Source organism: Lactobacillus sp. W8093 (assembly GCF_016100925.1).
GTDB lineage: Bacteria > Bacillota > Bacilli > Lactobacillales > Lactobacillaceae > Lactobacillus > Lactobacillus helsingborgensis.
The window spans coordinates 65,768-88,482 of sequence record NZ_JACFRL010000002.1; the positions used below are offsets into that span (position 1 = coordinate 65,768).

The window sequence follows — 22,715 nt, forward strand, 5'->3', positions numbered from 1 at the left end:
TTTAATTATCCTTTCGGTTGATAAAAGCGATCATGATTAATTAAATCCGCATAAGTTTCACGTGTAACTACTACCTGTGCTTGACCATTTTCTGCAAATACGACTGCTGGCCTTGGAACACGATTGTAATTCGATGCCATGCTATAACCATAAGCGCCAGTAGCCAGAACTGCTATTACATCGCCCGGTTTACTTTTAGGGATTTTCAGTTTGTTAATAATAATATCGCCTGATTCACAATAACGTCCCGCCAGTCTAACCGTTTCTACTGGTTCTGCATGTGGCTTTTCTGCTAGTACTGCCTCATATTGTGCTTGATAAAGTGCCGGTCTGATATTATCACCCATGCCCCCATCAACTGCTACATAAGGAAGCAGTCCCGGTACTTCTTTGCGAGCACCGATTGTATATAAGCTATAACCGGCTTCACCGACAATCGAACGTCCCGGTTCAATCCAGATAGCCGGAATTTTTAAGTGGCTTATTTGCACACACTTTTTAACTGTCTGCACTATTTGACTGATGAAGGTTTGAGCAGTTAAAGTATCATCCTGTTCGGTATATCTAATACCAAAACCGCCCCCTAAGTTTAAAACACGCGGCTGGTAATCATATTTTTGCTCCCAGTCCTTGACTAATTGCATAAGTCTTTCAACTTCCAGCTTAAACCCGTCTGTCTCTAGAATCTGTGAGCCAATATGTGCGTGCAGACCAATTAGTTCCATTTGCGCGTTAGCTTTAACCTGTAAAAAGGCCTGCTCGGCTTGACCCGAACGAATATCAAAACCAAATTTACTATCTTCTTGACCAGTTTGATCATATTCGTGAGTATGTGCAGAAACTCCTGGTGTTAGCCGCAACATTACCTGCATCTGACTATTTGTTTCTTGCAAAATCTGGCCTAACAACTTAATTTCAGTAAAATTATCTAAAATAATGACGCCAACATGATTTTTCACAGCCATTAATAACTCAGCTGCAGTTTTATTATTACCGTGAAAGCTAATTTTTGCTGCAGGAAAACCTGCTTGCAGCGCGGTATATAATTCACCCCCAGAAACAACATCCACATGTCCGCCCAGCTCATTAATTACCTGGTAAATTGCTATCGTAGCAAATGCTTTACTGGCATAACTAATCGCATAATTCACATTTTCTTTTGCAAAAGCGTTTTGGAAAGCCCGAAATTGCTGTTTGATTTTTTGTACGTCATAAACAACTAATGGAGAACCAAACTCTTTTGCTAATTTTAGTGCATCAACCCCACCAATTACCAAGTGACCTTGAGCATTAGTTTGATAATAATCATTAGCAGCCATTTAAGTCTCTCCCTTTTTCTTAAAATAAAAAGGGCTCTTTTGTCGTGCCTAACAAAAGAGTCCTTCAAGTTATTATCTGGTATCAATTTTGTCGATAGCGCTCCGCGAATATAAAATTGCGACAGTCCGTAACCTGTTAGATTACGTCCCAGCTAATTAATTACCGCAATAATTAATGCTTCGGCAACCGCCCCTTTCACTAGTTTCTCAGCCTTTGCAGAAACTCCACCAGCTACTTTTGTTGGTTGCAACCTCTTCGATTTATTAAAATATTATTATTAATTAAAATCATTGTCAACCATTTTCAGTCAGAATTATTTTTTGTTTTTAAAATAAAGACAATGATTTTAAAAAAATGTCATTTTAACTACAAGCCAAAAAACTTCTAGTAGCAATGTTTTTTGGCTTTTTACAGCTTAAAAACAGTTAATCAAAATGGCTCATTTTCAAAAGTTCTCTTTTTATTTTTGATTGAAGATTAAAATTTTAATGATAAAATGCAATACTAATTACTTAAAATTAAATTTAATTGTGAAAGGTATTAACATGAAAGTCGTTAAATTTGGTGGTAGTTCCCTTGCAGACGGGGAGCAATTTGAAAAAGTAGTAAATATTATTAAAGCTGATCAGACTCGTAAAGTAATTGTAGCTTCTGCTCCAGGAAAAAGATTTTCAAATGACATTAAAGTAACAGATTTATTAATTGAGTTTGCACATAAAACAATTAATAAAGAGGATTGCAGTTCAACTGTAAAAACAATTTGGTCTAGGTATCATGATATTGCTGCTTACTTTCAAATATCTGAACAATTATTACAACCTTTACTGCAAGAACTAATTGCTTTGCCAAAAGCTGATTACCCTAATCAAGACTATTTAATGGCTGGCTTTAAAGCTCACGGTGAAAAACTTAACGCACAACTTTTGACTTTAGTTTTGCAAAATTATCATTTACCAGCTTACTTTCTTGACCCCCAAGAAGCGGGCTTTATGGTTACTGACAACGCTAATGACACCCAAGTGATGCCAGAAACTTACAAAAATTTAGAAAAGTGGTCTAACAAAGATAACGTGTTGGTTGTTCCCGGCTTTTACGGTATTACCAAAGACGGCTTAATTGCTACTTTTTCCCGTGGCGGATCAGATATCACTGGCGCAATTTGGGCACGGGGGATTAAAGCAGATTTATATGAGAACTTTACCGACGTCGACGCTATATATGCCGCTGATCCCAGAATTATTACTCACCCCTACGCAATTAAAGTTATGACATATCGCGAATTGCGGGAGCTGTCATACGCTGGCTTTTCGGTTTTCCATGATGAAGCGATCATTCCTGCAATTGAAGGTCAAGTACCCATAAATGTCAAAAATACTAACCACCCTGATTTACCAGGAACAATGATTGTTCCCGAGCATGATTTTCATCCCCAAAGCATAATTACTGGGGTCGCAAGTTCTAGTCATTTTGCTGCATTATATTTACATAAATATTTACTAAATAAAGAGGTTGGATTTACACTTAAATTATTACAAATTTTCTATAAATTTAATATTTCATACGAACACATGCCATCAGGAATTGATGATCTGACTGTTATTTTTGACAAAAGACAATTTAATGAGCAAATCCGCCAGCAAATGTGTTTTGAAATTCAACAAGCATTGCAACCTGACCAACTAGAATGGTTTGATGATTATGCCATCATCATGGTAGTAGGAGAAGGAATGCGCAACAAGATTGGCGTAATGAAGAATATTACAATGCCGTTGGCGCAGAAACACGTCGCAATCCACATGATTAATCAGGGTGCCTCACGTATTTCTATCATGCTGGGCACTAAAAGAGCTGACGCAGCAGCGGCAGTTAAAGAAATTTATCAGCAATTTTTTAAGTAAATATTTAAAGGAGAAACTTTATGGTACAACTACAAAAAGTTCATGGCTCGCAAAACCAATTTTTTCTGCTTGATCAAACCCAATTAAAAGCACCATTAACTAAAGAAGAACTAGTCAACTTGGCACAGCAAATAACCAGACGCGACACAGGTTTATTAAATGGCGCGGACGGTTTGCTTGTAGTCAGCAAGTCACACCATCCTCAAGTTTTAGGTAAAATGCAGGTCATCAATGCTGACGGCTCTTTTGCTTCAATGTGCGGTAACGGCCTAAGGACAGTCGGCCGCTATTTAGCACAAAAATATCATAAAGAAGCATTTAAAGTTGAGACTATGCAGAGTGATTTGCGTGTCAGCTGCAAGCCGGATTGGGCTCAAGACGTTAAGGCAGTCAGTGTTGAAATCAGCCCTGTCAGTTTTCAGGCAATTGATCTCCCGTTTACCAATTTAGGCGCTACTGAGTTAATTAATCAAAAGGTTCCCGAATTTGCACCTAATTTAAAATTTTCAGCAGTTGCTGTTCCCAACCCACATTTGATTAGTCTAGTGCCAAATAACATTTTACAAAGCAACTTATTGGAAAAACTGGGAACAAGGTTAAATCAGAAAAACCCTTATTTTCCAGATGGCGTAAACGTTAGTTTTGCTCAAGTTTTGAATGCACATCATCTATTTGTGCGCACTTTCGAACGGGGTGTGGGTTTTACCAATGCTTGTGGCACTGGCATGTCAGCCGCAAGTCTGGTTTACGCATTAACTTATCCGCAGGAACACCTTTTTGGGCAGTTACTAACTATCTCCAATCCCGGAGGATTTGTTCAAACTAAAGTGCATCGGACTGCAGATAGCTATTGGATAGAATTAATAGGTAATGCTACAGTTACGCACTATATTGATGTTACAGAAGGTGAATTACACGAAAAACAGCTGGACTTTAGTAACTTTAAGATTACATCAACTACAGAAAATGAAGCTTACCAGAAATTTATGGCAACACATAATAAGTAAAGGGTAATTTTGGTAGTAAAGTATTGTACTAAAATAAAAATTTGAGCTGCTTAATAGCCATTTTGAAGTGACTTTATAGCCTTTCTTTTTCATAATAGTGAAGTAAAATATATTTGTTAAAGCGATTTCACAAAAAGGAGTGCTGTAAAATGGCAGAACCAGATTATTTAAAATTAGTGCAGGAAATGCGAAAAGAATTTAAAAAAGGTGATGATCAGCGCGACGCTGATTTGCCAACACAAATACCTGAAGTAGAAAGATTTGATAATGTGCCTTACGGTCAAGATCAACAATATCAGATTCTTGATGTGTATTTACCCCAAAAAAGAACTGATGCTAAACTGCCGGTTATTATCAATATCCATGGTGGTGGCTGGGTATATGGCACTAAGGAAACTTACCAGTTTTATTGCTTAGCTCTAGCTAAAGCAGGCTTTGCAGTCGTCAACGCCAATTATCGTTTGGCACCTGCCGTTGTTTATCCGGGCGAATTAGATGATGTTAACCGTGTATTTCATTGGGTAGCCAAAAAAGAAAATGCGGCTAAATATCAGTTTGACTTAAACAATGTCTTTATAGTTGGTGACAGTGCAGGCGGTCAAATGGGTGAACAAATTTTAGCAGTTTACACTAACAATGAATACCGTAAATATTTTGGCTATTCTGTTCCCAACTTGACCATTAAAGCAGCAGCTTTAAACTGTGGCGCTTACTTCTTAACGGAAATTAATTCCATTGCCGGCGCACCCGAGGCCTATTTCAGACCCGAAATTCGTATGAATAAACACGAAGAACTAAATGTAGAACAATTTCTAACTTCTGCATTGCCGCCTTTATTTATCATGACCTCTACCGATGACTTTTTGCGTGATAATGCCTACATGCTTTCTGGATACTTACATGCCAAAAATATTTATCACGAACTACATTTTTATGGGGACAGTAATAATCCTCGCGGACATGTTTTCCACATTAACCAAAAAGATGAGTTGGCAAAGCAATGTAACGAAGATGAGGTGGACTTCTTCCGTAAATACCTCAATTAAATAATAATTACCAAAACTGGTTGAACTAGTAGCTTTTTTAGTTCGACCATTTTTAGTAAAGGAGAAAACATCATGGCAAGTGACAAGCATGAGTTGGTGCAGCTAGATGAACTGCCTGTTTTTATTAAGGTTCATCAATACCCGGGCTCCTCAGAAGTACCTCCCCACTGGCATCAAAGTATTGAACTGAGCTTTACATTAAAGGGAAAAATTGACCATTTTATCATCGGCGGTGTAGATTATCAAACCCAACCAGGCGAAATTTTAATTATTAATACCCAAGTTGTTCACAGCGTGCGCAATCTTAACAGCACTAAAAATGATTTGGCTTTAACCCTGCTTTTCCCTTATTCTTTAGTATTACAAATGTTTCCTGAAATGGATCATTATCAGTTTGAAGTGAAGCCGGTTGAAGAATTAAGCGTAGAACAAGCAACGCAATATCATCATCTGCAAACTTTACTAAGTAAAATTATTGCAACAAAATTAGCACCTGCTGCAACTTTTAAAAATCTTGATTTAACTATTCTTAGCTATAAGGTTTTAAAGATATTGCTCAAATACTTTTTAAAGCCACGTGATAACAAGTGCCAAATATCACGTAACTTAATTATTACAGGACATTTGCGTAATGCGTTAGATTATATTCAAGACCACTATCAAGAACCGATCACGCCACAAGATATTGCAAACAGTTGTCATTTATCACGACAATATCTGCAAAGAGTTTTTCACCAAAATATGGGAACTACTATCGGAAAATATCTCAAGAATTTTCGGGCGCAAAAAGCCTATCAGGACTTGCGTCACACTGCCAATACTCTTACAGCAATTGCAATGAATAATGGTTTTAGTGGCATTCGCTCATTAAACAGGGCAATGGTTGATTATTACGGACAAACTAGTATGCAAATCAGAAAAAGTTCCTCAGCGCCATATTCAAGCTACTGAAAGCGCTATTTTATATGCAAAAAAAGAGTAATATATTACTAAACTAATATTCAGTAAAAAAGAGGCAAGTTAATATGAAAAAAATTAATCCTAAATCTGGGTTATTCAAATGCGCTTTATTATCAATATCGCTATTGCTAATGATAGCGCCACAAATTTCTTCAGTATTGCCATTGATGTACTCATCATTTCCACAAGTTTCAAGAGCAGCTGTCGAAACATTAAGTACGATTCCTAATATTGGCATTGTCGTTTGTCTTATTATAAGTCCATTTTTAATTAAACTAATCGGCACTAAGCCAACAGTTATGGCTGGGCTAGCAGTTGCCCTGCTGGCAGGTACTTACCCAATATATGGCACAAGCTATACACCAATTTTAATTTCCCGTTTTCTTTTAGGAGCCGGGATTGGGCTATTTAATTCTTTAGCAGTTAGCCTTTTGTCCAAATTCTATCAAGGCGATGAATTATCAACTATGCTTGGCTTTCAAAACTCGATGGGTAGTGTGGGTGCTGCAGTATTTTCCTTTTGTGTTGGTCTGTTAGCCGTATTGGGCTGGCATGCAACTTTTGCAATCTACCTAGTATCATTACCAATCATACTATTGTTTGGTTTAGTAGTATCATTGCCTGACGAAAAAAGTAGTGAAACAAATACTGGAGCCCCGGCAGCTAAAGAAGAAAATAAGATTAACGGTAGCGTAGTGGAGATCTCTTTAATCATGTTCTTTATGTACGTCTTCTTTATGCCAATGACTTTTAAGTTGCCGCAATTGGCTACTACACAAAAAATTGCTAATGTGAGCCAAATTGCTTTTGTTTCGAGTGTGGCAACTCTTGTTGGTATTCCTGTTGGTATGTGCTATGGCTATTTAAAAAAGAAACTGCAAGATTTGATCTTACCAATTGGCTTATTACTACAAGTTGTTGGTCTATTGGCTCTTGCTTATGCTTCTAACCTGCCAGTATTGGTGATTGCTGTTATTGTTTTAGGCACTGGGTTTGGTCTATCCGTACCGTATATTTTTAATTGGCTAGATGAAACAGCACCACAAAATTCAGTCAACTTTGCTACTACTATTACTTTAGTTCTTGTAAATGTTGGCTGCGCTGCTTCACCAACAATTATTGATTGGCTGGGCAGCAGTTTAGGCAATGGTTCACCTCGTGCCGATATGACAATGGCGGGTGCCGGTATGGCTATTCTATTTTGCTATAGCTTAATCCACTACTTTAAAGTCAAAAAGCACTAAGAAATAGCTAGATTAAAAAAGAGTTGACGCGCTCTTGCACGTTCAACTCTTTTTTAATTGCATATTTATTGTTGCAAATTATTGTTGCTCATTTCTTTCTTTTCTGGAGAACCAAAACATGAATAACGGCAAAATGACGAAGCCGAAAATCATCATAATGATTGCATACCAGTTTACACCAACGACTTGACCATTCTCAATAATGCCGAATTGCGCCTGCCAATTATATTTAACCAGCAAAAAGATTACTAAGACAATCGACAATATTGGTACAAAGATGTCGGTTACAACATTTTTAGGGGCTGGTAAAATTGGCTGCTTATTTTTACCATAATAAAAGCAAATTACTGCTAAAGGAACAACAATGAACCCTAAAAATCTGACCATGGCACTCAGAGTAATCAGGTTTGTCATATTAAATTGAAATGATAAGGGTACTAAGACTGCCAGCGCTTCAGAGATAAAAAATGTCTTAATGGGAAAATTATTTTTAGTTCTTTTTGTTAAAGTTGCCGGTAGCTGGTGCTCACGCGCCATTGCTTCCAGAATGCGCGGTGCATTAAAGCTAGAAGCGACATTTATTCCCAACATAGAAATAAGCGCACCCACTAAAATTATATCCCGCAAGACTTCATTTTTAAAAATTGCACTAATGGCTACTACTTGTTTAGTTGTCATGAGGGACTTGGGATCTAAAACCATTGCCACGGCTACTACTCCAATATAAATTGCGGCAATAACTAAAATTGCTAGTGGAATAGCCTTTGGTAAGTTTTTTTCTGGCTCTTGCATATCTTCTGAACCGGAAGCAACTGATTCAAAGCCCGTAAACGCATAAAAGGCAGAAACAACAGCCATCACAAAGCCTGTAGTAGTTAACGCGGGTACGATTTTGTGGCCGTTTTGTGTAATTTGATCAACAGATGATAGGCTGTGTGTAGCTCCCGTTGTAATTAATAAAACAACGCCAGCTACAATAATCAAAATTAAGGCTGCTAATTTCCCTACTGTTGCCATATTCATCACAAATTTCACAAATTTTTGCCCGAATAAATTAATTACTGTAACGAGCAGCATTAGTATTAAGAAGCCGATAGTAACATTTAAAAAATTATCTGGATTGCCGCCGAAAATAGAAATAGTTGATTTGATAACACCGACAGCCATCACACCCCAAGCAACACTAGCGGAAAAATAGCGCAAAATGCCGACGTAAAAACCCATATTATTGCCAAAGGCAGCCTTAGAATAAGCATAAGAAGCCCCAGATTTAGTGACATATTTAGCCGCTGCAGAAAATGAAATGGCTAAAACTGAAGCAAAAAGTGCAGCAATGAAATAAACAATTAGTGCCTTACTACCTGCTTGACTGACTACACTACCCGGCGTTAAAAAGATACCGGAACCAATAATTGAGTTGATTGCCAAAAAAACAATCGACCAAAAACCTAGTTTATCTCCTGTATTTTTACTCTGATCCATTATTACTCCCTACTTTGCTCTTTCAATCACAAATTTGAATAAATTATTCATATTTGCTGTATTGGGATTATTATGCAGCATTTCTGGATGCCATTGCACTGCCAAAACATTACCTTGCTTATTTTCAAGTCCTTCCGGCACACCATCACTGGCATCTGCAACTTCAAGTAAATCAGGAGCAACCTTCTTAATTAACTGATGGTGAAAAGTATTAACCATACATTCGGTTACACCCAATGTTTTAGCTAATAAACTATTTTCTTTGATAGTTATTTTATGCGTAGGTAAATCTGGTGTATGCCCCTGCTCATGCTTTAATGTCTGCTGAGTGCGATAGCTAACATCTTGGTAAAGACTGCCGCCGTGCGCCACATTAATAATTTGCGCTCCTCGGCAAACTCCCAAAACTGGTTTATTAGTTTCTTCTGCAATTTTTAATAAAAGCATGTCAAAATGATCCCGCTCGGGCCAAATTGGACCAATTTTAGGCATTAGTTCCTCACCATATAAATGGGGATCAACATCATGACCACCAGATAAAATCAGTCCTTGAACATGAGCCATTTGGCTTTTTATAACTTCATCATCAGCAGTAAAAGGGATAATAAAGGGAACGCCGCCGTTTTTAACAACAGAATCCACATAGTCTTCATTCACATAACTACGCCGATAACCGGGAAACATTCCGCCAGAATCAATCATTTCCGATCCCGCAATACCAATAATTGGTTTTGTCATTTTTCCTCCTCATTTAAGCTTATATTATTATTTATTAATATTATAATAGTTATGAGCGATTTATGTGTGCCTTTTGCTTAATGTCAGCTTTATTGCAATTTACTGCAGTTAGGCATTAACACTTTAAATGTTTAGCTTGCATTAGGCTTAAGGATTAGCTACCAAACTATTGGTGTAGTAAAATATTTGAGTTAAAAATTATTATTGGTCATCTTACAAAGAGTAAATTTCATGAAAAACTTAAGCAGAACTATTAAACAACAGAAAATAATGTGGATTACTTTGCTAATTTTGCTTTTAGCAAGCTTACTTTGCCATTCTTTGCCTAAAATCTCCGATGTTAATTGGCAAACAATCTTATCATTATTCAGTTTAATGCTTGTTACACAGTATTTTATTCACATTAAGGCTTTAGACTATTTGAGTCAAAAAATCATTAATTTGGCACGTACTCATCGACAGGTTGCCCAATTGTTAGTTTTATTAGCGGGATTTTTAGCGATGTTTTTAACTAATGATGTCGCTATCCTGAGCCTTATTCCGCTATTTCTAGTTATTCACAAGCAAGTTCATGGCCCTTTCGTTTTTCCTTTATCGTTAATCACAATTGCAGCAAATCTTGGAAGTGCGTTAACACCTTTTGGTAACCCGCAAAATCTCTATATTTATAATCATTATCAACTTTCCACTCCTAATTTTTTTAAAATTTCATTCCCTTTATTTCTAATCAGCTTTGCTTTACTTTTGTTAACCACTTTTACCATCCCTGCAACTCCACTACCTACCTTAAAGCAAACAAACTATAATATTAAGCCGCTATCTTTAATCACTGCTTTTGCCCTACTCATAGTGACACTTGCCGGCGTGCTTCATTTTATACCGTTAATTTATGCTACAATAGCAATCGCTCTAGCCGTTTTGCTTATCAACCACCTTTTATTTACAAAAGTTGATTATGGTACTTTAGTGACTTTCATAGGCTTTTTCTTAATAGTGGGAATTTTAGGAAGGCAAAAATTCGTCATTAATTTAGTTACGCAGTTGTTGCAACAAAGCTCTCTAATTACTTATCTGACAGGTATTTTACTGAGCCAAATAATTAGTAATGTTCCAGCTACTTTTCTCATGACTCGTTTCAGTACAGATATAATCGCAATATTTCTGGGCGTAAATGTCGGTGGACTAGGGACTCCGTTAGCTTCATTTGCCAATTTATTAGCTTTAAAGCAAGCGCATGTTCACAGCGGGCGAGTATTATTAGGCTTTTTGGCAATCAATTTTATTTTATTAATCCTGCTGGGCGGGATAGTTATGCTACTGCTACCACAATTAATAAAACTTAGTTCTCTTTAGAGATTTTATGTTTGAGATTATTTATTTCCCGGGAAATATTTTCTATCTCTTTAAATGAAGCATTGGGGTCGGTAATTAGTTTATCTAATTTAAATTGAAGTAAATTAATCTGATTATCAATATTGGTATTCTTATGACTGGAAAAATCACTAGCCGTAATTAATTTATGATTTTTTATTTCCCAGATTGCAAAATTCAAATTTTTCAGCAGGTTCTGATCATGAGATACCAGGATGATAGCAAACGGATAATTTTTTAGAAATGTCTCAAGAGCATTAATAGCTGAAATATCTAAAAAATTATCTGGCTCATCAAGTATCAATAAGTTATGCTCACCTAATAGCACCTTTGCCAATTTATAACAAACTAGCTGGCCTCCACTTAAATCACAGACTTGGTTATTCAGAAATCTTCTTAAATGTAAATCACCTAAAAGTTGCATGTTAGTTGTTTTATCAAAAACACTAATTTTAGAAATTGTTTCTATCACTGTCTCTTTTTCTGCAGCTTCTTGAGCAATATTCTGTTTAACATAACCGATTTTTAAACGCGGATTAAACCAAGCGTTAAGTTCCTGATGAAATAACTTTGCCAAAAAAATTGATTTTCCGACACCATTTTTGCCAGTTAATGCAATTTTTTCTCTTCCTTTTATTTGCAATTCTTTTGTTATACTAAACAAATTATTTCCGTGTAAGACAACTTCTTGAATGCCTAATCTGACTAAACTACTTTTTTGTGATAGATCTAAGTTTGTGGTCTTAACGTTACTTAATGTAATTGTATGATGGACTTGTGGTTTTTCCAGCGCAGCTTCTTCGCTAGTTATACGTTTTTTTAATTGAATACTAATTCGGCTAAGCCTTTTCTCTATCTTGCTGCTATCTTTTATTTTCCAATCCGACCAAGACATGCCTTTCTTTTTCTTGGTAGCCTTTTGAGACTTTATTTCAGCGTCTCTTTGATCTTTCTTTAGTTTTTTAATTTTAGTTAGTTTTTCATGGTATTCTATGTTTGTTCTTTTTTCTTCAGCTGTGAGAAATCGACAATATTCACTATATGAACCCTTAAATTCATGAACTTGATGATCTTTAATGTGCCAAATAACAGTAACAAGTTTCTTTAAAAAAGACTGATCATGACTAATTATCAAAATTGGCTGGCTTAAAGTGCTTAGGGTTTTAATTAACCATTTTTGTTGTGCAATATCCAAATTAGAAGTAGGTTCATCCAGAATTAGCAAAGAATTTCTGGCTTGACCCAATCTGATTATTGCCTGAGTAATGGCTTCTTTTTCTTTTTCCCCACCACTTTGCTCATCATTATTTAAAAGTTGTGGCACCAAAACAATGCGGCAGTGGCACTGAATTTGTCCCGTTACTCTGAAAATTGTAGACACTTGGGCAATAATATTAACCAATGTGGTCTTACCTACACCATTATCACCTATTAAACCAATTATTTGATGGTCCTGAATATTCAAATGTGGGGCATAAAACAAAGTTCCGTCTCGATTCTCAACGGTGAGGTTAGTTATTCTAATATATTCCATACTAGCACCTGCTTTTTGCTAAATAAAAAGCACTGATAACCAAATTGCCCATAATTTGATTAGCAGTGCACAAAAAGCGGTGAAATTAAAGTGCCACCTTGCATAGAGAACAGTACTAATTTCTGATTATCGGCAAAAATGCATGATAAAAAGCATTGGTTATCAAACTTTTTTGCTTACTAATAAAACCAGAAATTAATTCTCCATTTTTTGCAATACCTTCTTTTCCTGAATTGTTTCAACTATATCATATTTATTTAATTTTTCAACAGCCTAATTACTCAACTTTTTCAAAAATTTCACATACCATTGGTGCCTGCGGATAAAATTTTTGACCATTGGCTTTAAATTCTTCTTCAAAGAATTGATCATGAATTTTGCGCCAGTACTGATAACTACGGTCACCTTCACCTTCATGATAAGCATGTTCTGCAGAAATTTGATTATAAGGGATAATCTCTACAACTTTATCTTGAACAACGCAGACAGGTTCACCCTGGCCATCAAGAATTATGTTCCAACCACCAATATCTGGCATGTCTTCATAGCCAGGTACATATTCCGAAGTTGTTGCAGTTTTGATTCCCTTGTCAACTAGTTCAGCCAATTCATCTGCATCATCTTTATTAGAACCAAAAGCCCAGGCATCAACTTTAGTATCAATAGCCAAATTGTGTTTAAGACAAAAGTTATACCAGAATTGTTTTACTTTTTTGTCCATTATAACCACCATTCTGGAGTCAGTTCACCCATTGTAGCGACCTTACCACTTTCATAATCCAGCATCACTTCAACATGGCGATAATCTTTTTCCATTAGTTGAACAATAAATTCGCGACAGGCTCCACACGGCGCACCATTTTTGCCATCTGCCATTAATGCTAAAACTCTGCTAATCCTTGTTTCACCGTTAGTAATCATATTAAAAAGAGCATTTCGTTCCGCGCAAACACCTAATCCGCAAGCAGTGTCAACACAAACTCCCGTATAAATATTTCCTGACTCTGTCATAACTGCCACCAGCTTCCATATGAGGACCAATCGCGGTGAATTCTTGTACTTTTTTAGCTGCTTCATACATTTTTTGCCATTTTTTATCCATCTTTTTCCCCTCATTTTTCATAAATTGTCTATAGATTACGTTCAAAGTTTTTTAGTCATAATATTAAATTTATAGATGCCACCATTTGAATGAACCATTTCTGTCCCAGTGATGACATAACCTGCCTTTTGGTAGACTTTAATTGCACGCACGTTGAATTCAGCTACCGCTAAAACAATTACTTGATAATCGTAGTTATTTTTAATGTAGTTTTCAATAACCGTCATAAATTCTCTGCCCCGACCATGACCAGTTAGATTAGGAGCCAGTCCCAAACCAACTTCAACTTGTTCTTTTTTCTTCTTATCTGGGTCAAGACAAAAGAAAGCGACTAAGTTGTCATCTTCATCCAAAACCTGAAAGTAATTATTTTTACGTAACTGGGGAGAAATTATTTCATCGTAATCTTCTTGATCATTTTTCATATCATAAAAAGCGTATTGTCCGTTGTAATGCCACTTATCCGCAATAATCAGGGCATTTTTTTGCGACAGCATTGCTATTTTTTGAAAAATACTTTTACTCATTTCTTCATCTCTATTCTTTTAAATATTAAAGACTAATTAATTATTTAATATACTGAAACCCCATTCAAAAAGCAAATTTACAACAAAAAAACCGCTTTTACTTATTACACTAAGTAAAAACGGAAACTAAATTTTATTTGTTATCCTTTAATTAATAGCTGGTCCACCTGTAGCACCATAGACTTGACCTGTGACATAACTTGCTAAGTTTGAAGCTAAGAAAATATAAACATGAGCTATTTCATCTGGTTGTCCTGCACGTTTCAAAAGAACTTCTTGACCGAAAGTAGAAAGAGCCTCAGTTGGTTGACCGCCGCAAACTTGTAAAGGTGTCCAAACTGGGCCAGGAGCAACACTATTAACCCTAATACCCTTTGGAGCAAGGCTTTGAGCCAAATTAATAGAGAAGCTGACGATTGCCGCTTTAGTTGCGGCATAATCAAGCAATATTGGTGATGGACTAAATCCTTCTAAAGAAGTCGAGGTCAAAATTACACTACCTGGTTTCATATGCGGTACAGCCGCTTTAGCCATTTCAAACATGGAGATGATGTTAACTTCAAAGGTATCGTGAACTTGGTCCATTGACAAATTCTCTAAACCATCAGCATTTTGTTGGATAGCTGCGTTCATGACCAGTAATTCTAAGCTGCCCAATTCTTTGACAGCTTTTTCAACAACTTTTGCTGCTTCGCCGCGTTTACGGAAATCAGCTGGCAACAAAACTGCCTTACGTCCAGCCTTTTTAATGAGTTCAGCTGTATCTTTAGCATCGGATTCTTCTTCCGGTAGATATTGAATGGCGACATCGGCTCCTTCTTTGGCAAAGCCAATTGCGACAGCACGACCAATACCAGAATCACCACCTGTGACAAGGGCATTGCGTCCCTTTAACAATCCATGTCCTTCATAGTCGGCCATATCGCCAGTAGGTACTGGATCCATTTTACTTTGCACGCCTGGATATTCCTGTGATTGCTTAGGAAAATCATCATGATGATAACGTTTTAACGGGTCTGATAAATTATTGTCCATTTCTACTTTCTCCCTTCAATAAATTCAATTTCAAGATACCGCTTTTATAATAATAAAACAAAAATATTGCTTATTAATTAACAAAAAGTCATTATCTTTGCCCAATTAAATACGATGCTATATGATGAATTTATTAGGTGTAATAGGAGGATGTACTTAATGTTTAAATCATACAAAAAATTCTGGCAGAATATCTTTAATTTTTCAGGTACTGCTAGTCGTTCAGAATACTGGTGGCCGGTGATTATTAATTGGGTTCTGGCTTTTATCTTAATACATTTAGTTGAGAGCCTTTTAGGCCATTCAATTAATGATATTTATAATTGGGGCGACTGGAGCATCAAGACAAGTTCTCTTATTATTTCCTTCGTTGTCTGGATTGCAATGTTATCTTTGCGTTTTCGCCGCTTACATGATAGTAATCACTCTGCTTGGTGGATACTGATTATGATAATCCCAATCATTGGCGACATTTGGTTTGTCATTTTAATGCTGTTACCATCCAGGGCAAATAATTACGATTAAAATGTAATTCCTTTTCTAATATAAATCACGTGCAATAATGTACTTTTAGTGCAATTATTGCACTTTTTCTTTCGTAGCCAATATTTTCGCTAGCAACTTCAGCAAGATTGGATACGGCTTGCATTATACTACTTTATGTTTACCCTCGGCTCAATGATCGTAATGAAATCAAATATTCTATTACTACTCATAATGAACGTTATATTGGCGTTTAAAGTTCACGCAAAAGCAATGCAGATGCAATTTTAAAAATCATACGCAATCCTGAATTATAGTCAATCGCCACATAGATTTTAATATAATTAAACTCAGTAACCATAAAAAACTAGACCAGAAACTGGAAGAATCTGCTGAGAAAATAGGTTTTAAAGTAGAAAAGAACCTTAGTGTTTCTGCTCCAGTAAATCGTCAACCAAAATTTGCTAGCATGATTGCAAAACAAAATACGGAAAAGTCAGATGAAAGTTTAGGACTTTAATTCAAAAAACGTCAGTTTTTACCATATTCGGTAAACATCATGTCCTTTAATGATAAAATAGATCTGAGAGTTTTAGAAGTGAAAACACTATGGCGACAACGATTAACAGACTATTAAAGAGTAAAAATATTAGTATTGTGGAAGTTGCAGAAAAAAGTGCAGTTTCTGCTAGTACTTTGAGAAAAGCAGCAGCTAAGCCACTTGAAAGCTGGTCGGTAAGAGTGCTTAATGCTTTTGCAACTGGTTTAAATGAAAGAGCAGGCGATTTACTAAATATGTTACAACCCAAAGAATATAAACTTGATATTAACGATAAAAATCAAACTATTCAGGGCGTTTATGTGTCTGATAAAGCTATGTATCTTGAGCTAAGAGGAGTTATTGAAGCTAGTCATTTAGAAGGTTGGAACCCAACTAAAAAAGATGTTGAGAGCGTATTAGATGGAGTTCTTAATCCAGACCCAGAAGAAGTTAAAGAAATTATGGAAATTTGGGAAGGCAGCGATGAGTGACTGGATTAAAGATACACTATATGACAATGGTGTAATGAAAAATAAGCAAAACATCAAAAATCAACAAAAGCTAGAAGATTTAGAATACCTCCAGTCTTCAAGAAGGGCTTTTGTTTTTTTGAGTTATAAACCTAAAAATTTCTGATATTCGCGACTTAAAAAAATACACAAAATTATGATTGGCAAATTATATGATTGGGCAGGTAAATATCGTCCGGGTAATTTTCAAAAAAATGGCTATGAATTTTTTGATCATTCACGCTTTGGTTACGCTGAGAAAAATATCAACGATATTATTCATGGACAACCCAAACAAGCAGGCTTAGCGGCAACAGACTATGCTAAATTACTGGATGAAATAAATTTTATGCACCCATTTAGAGAAGGGAATGGTCGAAGTTGCAAGGTATTTTTACTTGCTTATACAGCTAATCATGGGCAAGTAATTGATTATCCACGCAAGAATGAGGAAATGATTGCTGCCCAGGAAAATGCCGATGTAAAGCAAATTTCTAGTTTAATAAAAATTCAAAACTTACCTAGTCGTGACGCTGCGTTCAAGCTTCTAACTAAACAGATGAAAACGTCTAAAGACCTCAATCAAAATGAATGATTATAGCCTTTTAAATAAGCATAAAAGTGATATGATCCCCAAATTTAACCTAAATTTGGGGATATTTTTATGGCTAAATTATCAACTAAAAACTGCATTTATAAACCAAACTTTTACCAATATCTACTGAAAAAATTAGTTGAATGATACTAGTTAATTTAGTAACAGTTTTCATTATAAAAGTGTTTTAATTATTTGCTTTAAATTGGATATTAGCTTGATGTAGTAGCAGCATTAGCAATACTTATAATATACAATTTTTTAAATGTATATAAAATATTGATATAATTGTCACAGAGTTAATGATATTTGTATGAAATTAATCACTTCCCTATGATTAAAATTTTCATATAATTTAAAAATGTACCGGTACTAAAAATTTAACAGCAAAGGGATGATTAATTTAAAATTCAAAACTAGCAAGTTCAGGAGTGACTAATTTAGCTTTAAGTCCAATTGCAACTTTTATCTTTTAAAAAATAGAGTGTTATTATGGAAACAAATAAACAAAAATTAACGGTAAGTCAAAAAAGATCTAGAAGTAAGCCCAAACACTTTAAACTTTATCAGTTTTTTGCATACTTTTTCTCCATAATGATAAGCAGCATTTTGACTGAAAAGTTTTTCCCAAACTGTTGGCCATTTTGGTCTAGTAGCAGAAATCTTCTGATGTTTTTAATTAGTCTTGCAATATATTTTATATTTTATATTTTTTACTTTTACGGATAAAATCCTTGACTATTTCTGTTCTAAAAATAATAACTAAACTATAATTACGAGTGCAGATAAACCTCTCGACTATTTCTATTCTAAAAACAATAATTAAACTATAATTTCGGGTGCAGATAAGTCATTAAATTGTGATTTATCTGCTTTTTTTGTGATTTCATTGATCTACTTTTTCAAAATTACAAAAAATGTAGTTTATCACGTATTCAATAAATTCAACTATCTCTTGTCGAAATTTTTAAAAGCCAAACCAAATAATGAGGTGTAAGCAAGGCTAGGATGTAATTAGTATTAGGTAACCCAACCTGTTAACGCGGACCTAATTCACCAGAACCAATTTAATAATCATGCTAAAGCTGATAGATTTCAATTTTATCTTATTTAACGATAAAATACCCCCCAAATTTGTCTTAAATTTGGAGATCACATCATTTTGTAGTTGCTTCATCTTTTCGTTTAAACATCGCTATTTGCCTTCTAGTAACATATTTTGCTAGAAAAAATATAAAATACGAACTTTAATAATACAACCCAATCTTCTTGTTCTTGCATAGTTCTTAATTTTATTTTATTCTTATTATTGTCACATTCGATAATAAGAAAGCAAAAAGTGAGGATCTAATGTCAAGTTTTCAAAAATATTACGCTAAACTATCTGAAATTGCTGATTTTTTACTTCATAATCCAGAACTTGGTTATAAAGAATTTAAAACATCTAGCAAGATTGAAGCTGAAATTAACAAAATTAGTCCCGAGTTAAAAGTCGAACATTATCTCAATACAGGTTTAAAAGTAACGTTAACTAATGGTAGCCAAAAAACCATTGGAATTATTGCCGAAATGGATTCACTCTATCAGCCTAATCACAAATTTGCAGATACGAATACTGGTGCCGCTCAAGCTTGTGGCCATTACACACAAGTCACTACCGCACTAGCAATTATGAACGAAATAATTACCAATCACCGACTTAAAGATTTTGGTGCTAATCTAGCATTTATTTTCACTCCATCCGAAGAATTTGTTGATCTTGCTTGGAGAAAACAGCAAAAAGAAGTAGGAAAAATAGATTACTTTGGTGGCAAACAAGAGGCTATTAAACTCGGCATTTTTGACGATATTGACTATTGTGTTTCAGTTCATGCAATAGGTGAAGACTTTGATGAACGAACTATCGAAATTAATTGTGATCTTGCAGGCTTTAATTTTGAATATTTTGATTTTTATGGCAAGGCCAGTCATGCGGCTTTCGCCCCAGATGCAGGTATTAATGCTCAAAGCATAGCAACATTATTTAATACCGCTTTAGCCCTGCAGCGTCAGCAAATTAAGGATCCCAATCGTATAAGATTTAATCCGGTAATTGTTGGTGAAAATCATGAATCAATTAACGTAATTCCTGATCACATCAAAATGGGGACAGATTTAAGATTTTTCGACATAGACAATGCTCAAAAATTAATGAACCGTTTTAAACAGGCAGCAGAAGGCTGTGCAGCAGCACTTGGTGGCTCAGTTAGGTCCGAAAGGCAAGTTGGCTACCTACCTTTGATCTCCAGTAAAAGTATGAGCGCTCTTGTAAAAGATGTCTTCTCTGCAGATGAAAAAATTACCGGTTTAATCGAAAATCGGGGTTATACAATGGCGGCAGGTGATATTGGGGATGTCAGTTTTTTAATACCAACCATCCAAATCGGTTATGGTGGTTGGAACGGAACTATTCATGGTGATGACTTTACCCTAGTTGATCCTGAGTTTGTTCTAGCAATTTTTCCTGAATTTGTCTTTAACAGTATTCTTAAGATTTCAAATAACTTGGATCAGGTAAAAACCTATAAGAAGACAAAAGAAGAATATTTAACTGAATTAGAAAAGATGGCAAAATAAAATGAAATATTTAAAAGCATACGGCCCGCTAATCATCTTAGTGTTGTTAATAGATACAGTTTCTGAAATGATTAGTACCCAAGTATTTAAAATAGGCAAAATTGAAATCTCTATCTTACCTCTAGTGTTTGCGGTAATTATTGCTATTTTAGTTTATTTAATCCCAGCAAAGCCTATTAAAAAACTTTACAATGATAAACGGGTAAAATTTGCCGGTAAATATATGATTCTTATCATGTTGCCTTTAATGGCAAGTTATGGAGCGAATGTGGCCCCTAAAATCAATGAAATTATTTCTGTTGGTTGGGTTTTTCTAGTCCACGAATTAGGTAATTTAGGCACGATTATCTTCGGTTTACCTGTGGCACTATTACTTGGTTTAAGAGAAGAAGCTATAGGTTCAACGTTAGGCTTAGGCCGTGAAGGTGAACTAGCATATATTAGTGAAAAATACACGCTAAATTCCCCTGAGGGTCGTGGCGTACTCGGAATTTATTTAATTGGTACCATTTTTGGTTCAATTATCTTTTCAATCCTTGCTCCACTTCTTCTAGGGATGGGCTTTAACTATAAAGCTGTTGCAATGAGTGCTGGTGTTGGTTCTAGTTCAATGATGACTGCAGCTTCATCGTCTTTAGCAGCTTTGGTACCAAAACACAGTGACACTATTTTGTCCTTTGCCGCGGCCAGTCAGTTACTAACTAGTTTTATTGGTACTTATATCATGTACTTCTTGGCAGTGCCTCTGCAAAGATTCATGTACACACACATTACCAGCCTGCTAGACAAAAAGAAAGAAGTTTATCCAGATCATGACTAAAGAAAACAATTTATATGAATTATTTAAAGATGCTGTCATTCTTCTACTCAGTATCAGCTTAGTATTATTTGTTCAGTGGGTTAAATTAATTAGAAATCCCAAAAGCACACCAATTACTATTGACACATTCATTGGTTTAGGTATGTTATGGCTTTTTTCACTACTAGGCATAGTTATTAGTATGCTGATGAAAAAAGTACCTTGGAAAATCATTCAGGGCTTCCCTATTCTAGGCTGGGTTTCAATTGTTTCTCTAATTTTTTGTTTGCTTAGTCCCTACTGTGTTCGTGTTATTAATGCTGTAGACTTTCTCTCACTAACAACCTCAGTTCTAGCATTTGCTGGAATATCAGTTACCCACCGTTTGAAAGAACTGACTAAAATATCTTGGAAGATTTTAATAGTAGCAATTTTTGTTTTCTTTGGTATGTACTTTATGGATACCTTAATCTCACAAATTGCTCTCAATCTTCATTAAAAGTAGTTTTAAAGAGCTAAAAGTCGCGCTAACTTTAATTAGTTTAAGCGGCTTTTTTGTATTGCATGTTATAAATAGGATAAATTTATTGCCAAAAAAGCAAATACTTTTAATAGCTTTAATTCACGTATCAGTCTATACGTTATTATTTCCCGGGAAATATCATATAATCTTCTACTCTAACTATTTGGCTCATTACTTTTCCATTTTCACATGAAACAATACAATTTTTTATTATGCTTAAGCAGAATATTTTGTTAGTCCTGCTCTTAACCGTTCTAAACCATCTTTAACAGTTGTTAACGGACAGGCAAGATTCATCCGCAAGAACTTATTACCATTGCCGCGATAAATACTTCCCGGTGATAAAACCAGACCTGTTTCCTTTTCTAAAAACTCTGCTAATCTTTGTGAATCTGTACTAATCCGTTCCACATCAAGCCAAATTAAGTATGTGGCATTCCCTGCAACCACTTTAACTTGCGGTAGATTTTTACTGATAAATTCTTGAGCATAAGCAAAATTAACATTTAACTGTTTAATCAATGCTTGCAGCCAGTCATGACCATGTTCATAAGCAGCAATTGTTCCCGGAATGGCGAGCAAATTTGGTTCAGCCACCTCATCACTATTAAGACCACGATTAACCATAGCACGCAAATTACAATTTGGCACAATCGCAGTCGCTGCATGTAAAGCAGCAACGTTAAAAGTTTTACTTGGTGAAACTAACGAAATGATATTTTCACGTGCAGAACCGCTAACCGAAAAGCTTGGAGTATAACTTGGGCCCTGCCGCACTAAGTCACCATGAATTTCATCAGACAAAAGTATTACATGATGTTGATAACACAAATCAGCAATCCTTTGAACTTCTTCTTGAGTCCATACTTTGCCGATAGGATTATGCGGATTGCAAAAAATCATGAGTGTTGTTAACGGCAGAGCTAATTTCTGTTCAAGATCTTCCCAGTCGACTGTATAATTTGAACCATTAAATTGCAAGTCGTTGGACAAAACATGCCGACCATTATTTTCAATTGAATTGTAAAAGACATTATAAACCGGCGCTTGCACTAAAACATTGTCACCAATATGCGAAATTCGCCGCACAATTGCAGAAATTGCTGGTACCACACCTGTGGTGAAAATCTCCCATTCTTGCTGCGGCCGATGACCATGTTCCTTTTCAAACCAATCAGCCACGGCTTTAAAATAATCGTCTTCAGGCCATTCGTAACCAAAAACACCTAAATTAACCTTTTCCTTCATTGCCGTAATTATTTCCGGGGCTGTTTTAAAATCCATATCAGCGATTGACATTGGCAATTCGCCTTTTTTAACGTGCCATTTGACTGAGTCCGTGCCGCTTCTATCTGGTGCATTAACAAAATCATATTTAGCCATTA

The 22,715-nt window shown here is 35.6% G+C and carries 21 protein-coding genes, 1 pseudogene and 1 riboswitch; of the genes and pseudogenes, 13 read left to right on the forward strand and 9 right to left on the reverse strand.

Annotated elements, in window-relative coordinates; translation table 11 throughout:
- Nucleotides 1-5: 5 nt before the first annotated feature.
- Nucleotides 6-1,319: a diaminopimelate decarboxylase gene (gene lysA, locus H3T47_RS01615; RefSeq protein ID WP_199282327.1), complete on the reverse strand. Its 1,314-nt coding sequence runs from the start codon at nucleotides 1,317-1,319 to the stop codon at nucleotides 6-8.
- A gap of 86 nt (nucleotides 1,320-1,405) precedes the next feature.
- Nucleotides 1,406-1,584: riboswitch (Lysine riboswitch) on the reverse strand.
- A 281-nt stretch (nucleotides 1,585-1,865) separates the two neighbouring features.
- Between lysA and H3T47_RS01620 the strand changes: the two genes are divergently transcribed.
- The 5 genes from H3T47_RS01620 (at nucleotide 1,866) to H3T47_RS01640 (ending at nucleotide 7,475) form a co-directional block, all read left to right on the forward strand.
- Nucleotides 1,866-3,218, forward strand: a complete 1,353-nt coding sequence (locus H3T47_RS01620; protein WP_199282442.1) for an aspartate kinase — start codon at nucleotides 1,866-1,868, stop codon at nucleotides 3,216-3,218.
- A gap of 20 nt (nucleotides 3,219-3,238) precedes the next feature.
- Nucleotides 3,239-4,225, forward strand: a complete 987-nt coding sequence (dapF, locus tag H3T47_RS01625) for a diaminopimelate epimerase (protein ID WP_199282328.1) — start codon at nucleotides 3,239-3,241, stop codon at nucleotides 4,223-4,225.
- Between the two features lie 149 nt (nucleotides 4,226-4,374).
- Entirely contained in the window at nucleotides 4,375-5,271 is an 897-nt protein-coding gene (locus H3T47_RS01630; protein ID WP_199282329.1) for an alpha/beta hydrolase, read from the forward strand.
- Nucleotides 5,272-5,343: 72 nt separating this feature from the next.
- Nucleotides 5,344-6,222 (forward strand): AraC family transcriptional regulator, encoded by an 879-nt coding sequence (locus H3T47_RS01635; protein ID WP_038524665.1) that lies wholly within the window; start codon nucleotides 5,344-5,346, stop codon nucleotides 6,220-6,222.
- A 74-nt stretch (nucleotides 6,223-6,296) separates the two neighbouring features.
- Nucleotides 6,297-7,475: an MFS transporter gene (locus H3T47_RS01640; protein WP_199282330.1), complete on the forward strand. Its 1,179-nt coding sequence runs from the start codon at nucleotides 6,297-6,299 to the stop codon at nucleotides 7,473-7,475.
- Between the two features lie 78 nt (nucleotides 7,476-7,553).
- On the opposite strand, the gene H3T47_RS01645 is transcribed toward H3T47_RS01640, so the two are convergent.
- Together H3T47_RS01645 and H3T47_RS01650 are read right to left on the reverse strand one after the other, a co-directional pair.
- Entirely contained in the window at nucleotides 7,554-8,957 is a 1,404-nt protein-coding gene (locus H3T47_RS01645) for an APC family permease (RefSeq protein WP_199282331.1), read from the reverse strand.
- 9 nt (nucleotides 8,958-8,966) lie between these two features.
- On the reverse strand, nucleotides 8,967-9,695 hold the full coding sequence (locus tag H3T47_RS01650; RefSeq protein WP_038524673.1) for a gamma-glutamyl-gamma-aminobutyrate hydrolase family protein: 729 nt from the start codon (nucleotides 9,693-9,695) through the stop codon (nucleotides 8,967-8,969).
- 231 nt (nucleotides 9,696-9,926) lie between these two features.
- Between H3T47_RS01650 and H3T47_RS01655 the strand changes: the two genes are divergently transcribed.
- The gene (locus tag H3T47_RS01655; protein ID WP_199282332.1) at nucleotides 9,927-11,048 is read left to right on the forward strand and encodes an SLC13 family permease; all 1,122 of its coding nucleotides are present in this window, start codon (nucleotides 9,927-9,929) and stop codon (nucleotides 11,046-11,048) included.
- Here H3T47_RS01655 and H3T47_RS01660 read toward each other — a convergent pair.
- The 5 genes and pseudogenes from H3T47_RS01660 to H3T47_RS01680 all read right to left on the reverse strand — a co-directional run bounded on the left by H3T47_RS01660 (nucleotide 11,035) and on the right by H3T47_RS01680 (nucleotide 15,264).
- Nucleotides 11,035-12,600, reverse strand: a complete 1,566-nt coding sequence (locus tag H3T47_RS01660) for an ATP-binding cassette domain-containing protein (RefSeq protein ID WP_199282333.1) — start codon at nucleotides 12,598-12,600, stop codon at nucleotides 11,035-11,037. The genes H3T47_RS01655 and H3T47_RS01660 overlap by 14 nt on opposite strands.
- A 277-nt stretch (nucleotides 12,601-12,877) precedes the next feature.
- Nucleotides 12,878-13,321 carry an ASCH domain-containing protein gene (locus H3T47_RS01665; protein ID WP_199282334.1) on the reverse strand — a complete coding sequence of 148 codons (444 nt, stop codon included), beginning with the start codon at nucleotides 13,319-13,321 and terminating at the stop codon, nucleotides 12,878-12,880.
- Nucleotides 13,321-13,702 (reverse strand): annotated as a pseudogene (locus H3T47_RS01670) (cytidine deaminase). Before H3T47_RS01670 ends, H3T47_RS01665 begins: the two are co-directional and overlap by 1 nt.
- Before the next feature lie 41 nt (nucleotides 13,703-13,743).
- Entirely contained in the window at nucleotides 13,744-14,229 is a 486-nt protein-coding gene (locus H3T47_RS01675) for a GNAT family N-acetyltransferase (RefSeq protein WP_199282335.1), read from the reverse strand.
- Between the two features lie 147 nt (nucleotides 14,230-14,376).
- Entirely contained in the window at nucleotides 14,377-15,264 is an 888-nt protein-coding gene (locus tag H3T47_RS01680) for an SDR family oxidoreductase (protein ID WP_199282336.1), read from the reverse strand.
- A gap of 159 nt (nucleotides 15,265-15,423) precedes the next feature.
- On the opposite strand from H3T47_RS01680, the gene H3T47_RS01685 reads away from it, so the two are divergent.
- From H3T47_RS01685 to H3T47_RS01710, 7 genes are all read left to right on the forward strand, one after another.
- Complete coding sequence (locus H3T47_RS01685) at nucleotides 15,424-15,789, forward strand: DUF805 domain-containing protein (RefSeq protein ID WP_187159539.1); 366 nt, start codon at nucleotides 15,424-15,426, stop codon at nucleotides 15,787-15,789.
- A gap of 567 nt (nucleotides 15,790-16,356) precedes the next feature.
- Complete coding sequence (locus tag H3T47_RS01690; RefSeq protein WP_187159538.1) at nucleotides 16,357-16,779, forward strand: helix-turn-helix domain-containing protein; 423 nt, start codon at nucleotides 16,357-16,359, stop codon at nucleotides 16,777-16,779.
- Nucleotides 16,772-16,924: a hypothetical protein gene (locus H3T47_RS09250; protein WP_233335810.1), complete on the forward strand. Its 153-nt coding sequence runs from the start codon at nucleotides 16,772-16,774 to the stop codon at nucleotides 16,922-16,924. Before H3T47_RS01690 ends, H3T47_RS09250 begins: the two co-directional genes overlap by 8 nt.
- A gap of 18 nt (nucleotides 16,925-16,942) precedes the next feature.
- Complete coding sequence (locus H3T47_RS01695; RefSeq protein WP_370567559.1) at nucleotides 16,943-17,392, forward strand: Fic family protein; 450 nt, start codon at nucleotides 16,943-16,945, stop codon at nucleotides 17,390-17,392.
- Between the two features lie 1,350 nt (nucleotides 17,393-18,742).
- Nucleotides 18,743-20,008, forward strand: coding sequence for a M20/M25/M40 family metallo-hydrolase (locus tag H3T47_RS01700; RefSeq protein ID WP_199282337.1), 1,266 nt, complete (start codon nucleotides 18,743-18,745; stop codon nucleotides 20,006-20,008).
- A gap of 1 nt (nucleotide 20,009) precedes the next feature.
- On the forward strand, nucleotides 20,010-20,828 hold the full coding sequence (locus H3T47_RS01705) for a DUF3100 domain-containing protein (protein ID WP_199282338.1): 819 nt from the start codon (nucleotides 20,010-20,012) through the stop codon (nucleotides 20,826-20,828).
- Nucleotides 20,821-21,306, forward strand: coding sequence for a hypothetical protein (locus H3T47_RS01710; protein ID WP_038524699.1), 486 nt, complete (start codon nucleotides 20,821-20,823; stop codon nucleotides 21,304-21,306). Before H3T47_RS01705 ends, H3T47_RS01710 begins: the two co-directional genes overlap by 8 nt.
- A 240-nt stretch (nucleotides 21,307-21,546) precedes the next feature.
- Here the strand turns inward: H3T47_RS01710 and H3T47_RS01715 are convergent, their stop codons facing one another.
- Nucleotides 21,547-22,713 (reverse strand): MalY/PatB family protein, encoded by a 1,167-nt coding sequence (locus H3T47_RS01715; RefSeq protein ID WP_199282339.1) that lies wholly within the window; start codon nucleotides 22,711-22,713, stop codon nucleotides 21,547-21,549.
- Nucleotides 22,714-22,715: the final 2 nt, after the last annotated feature.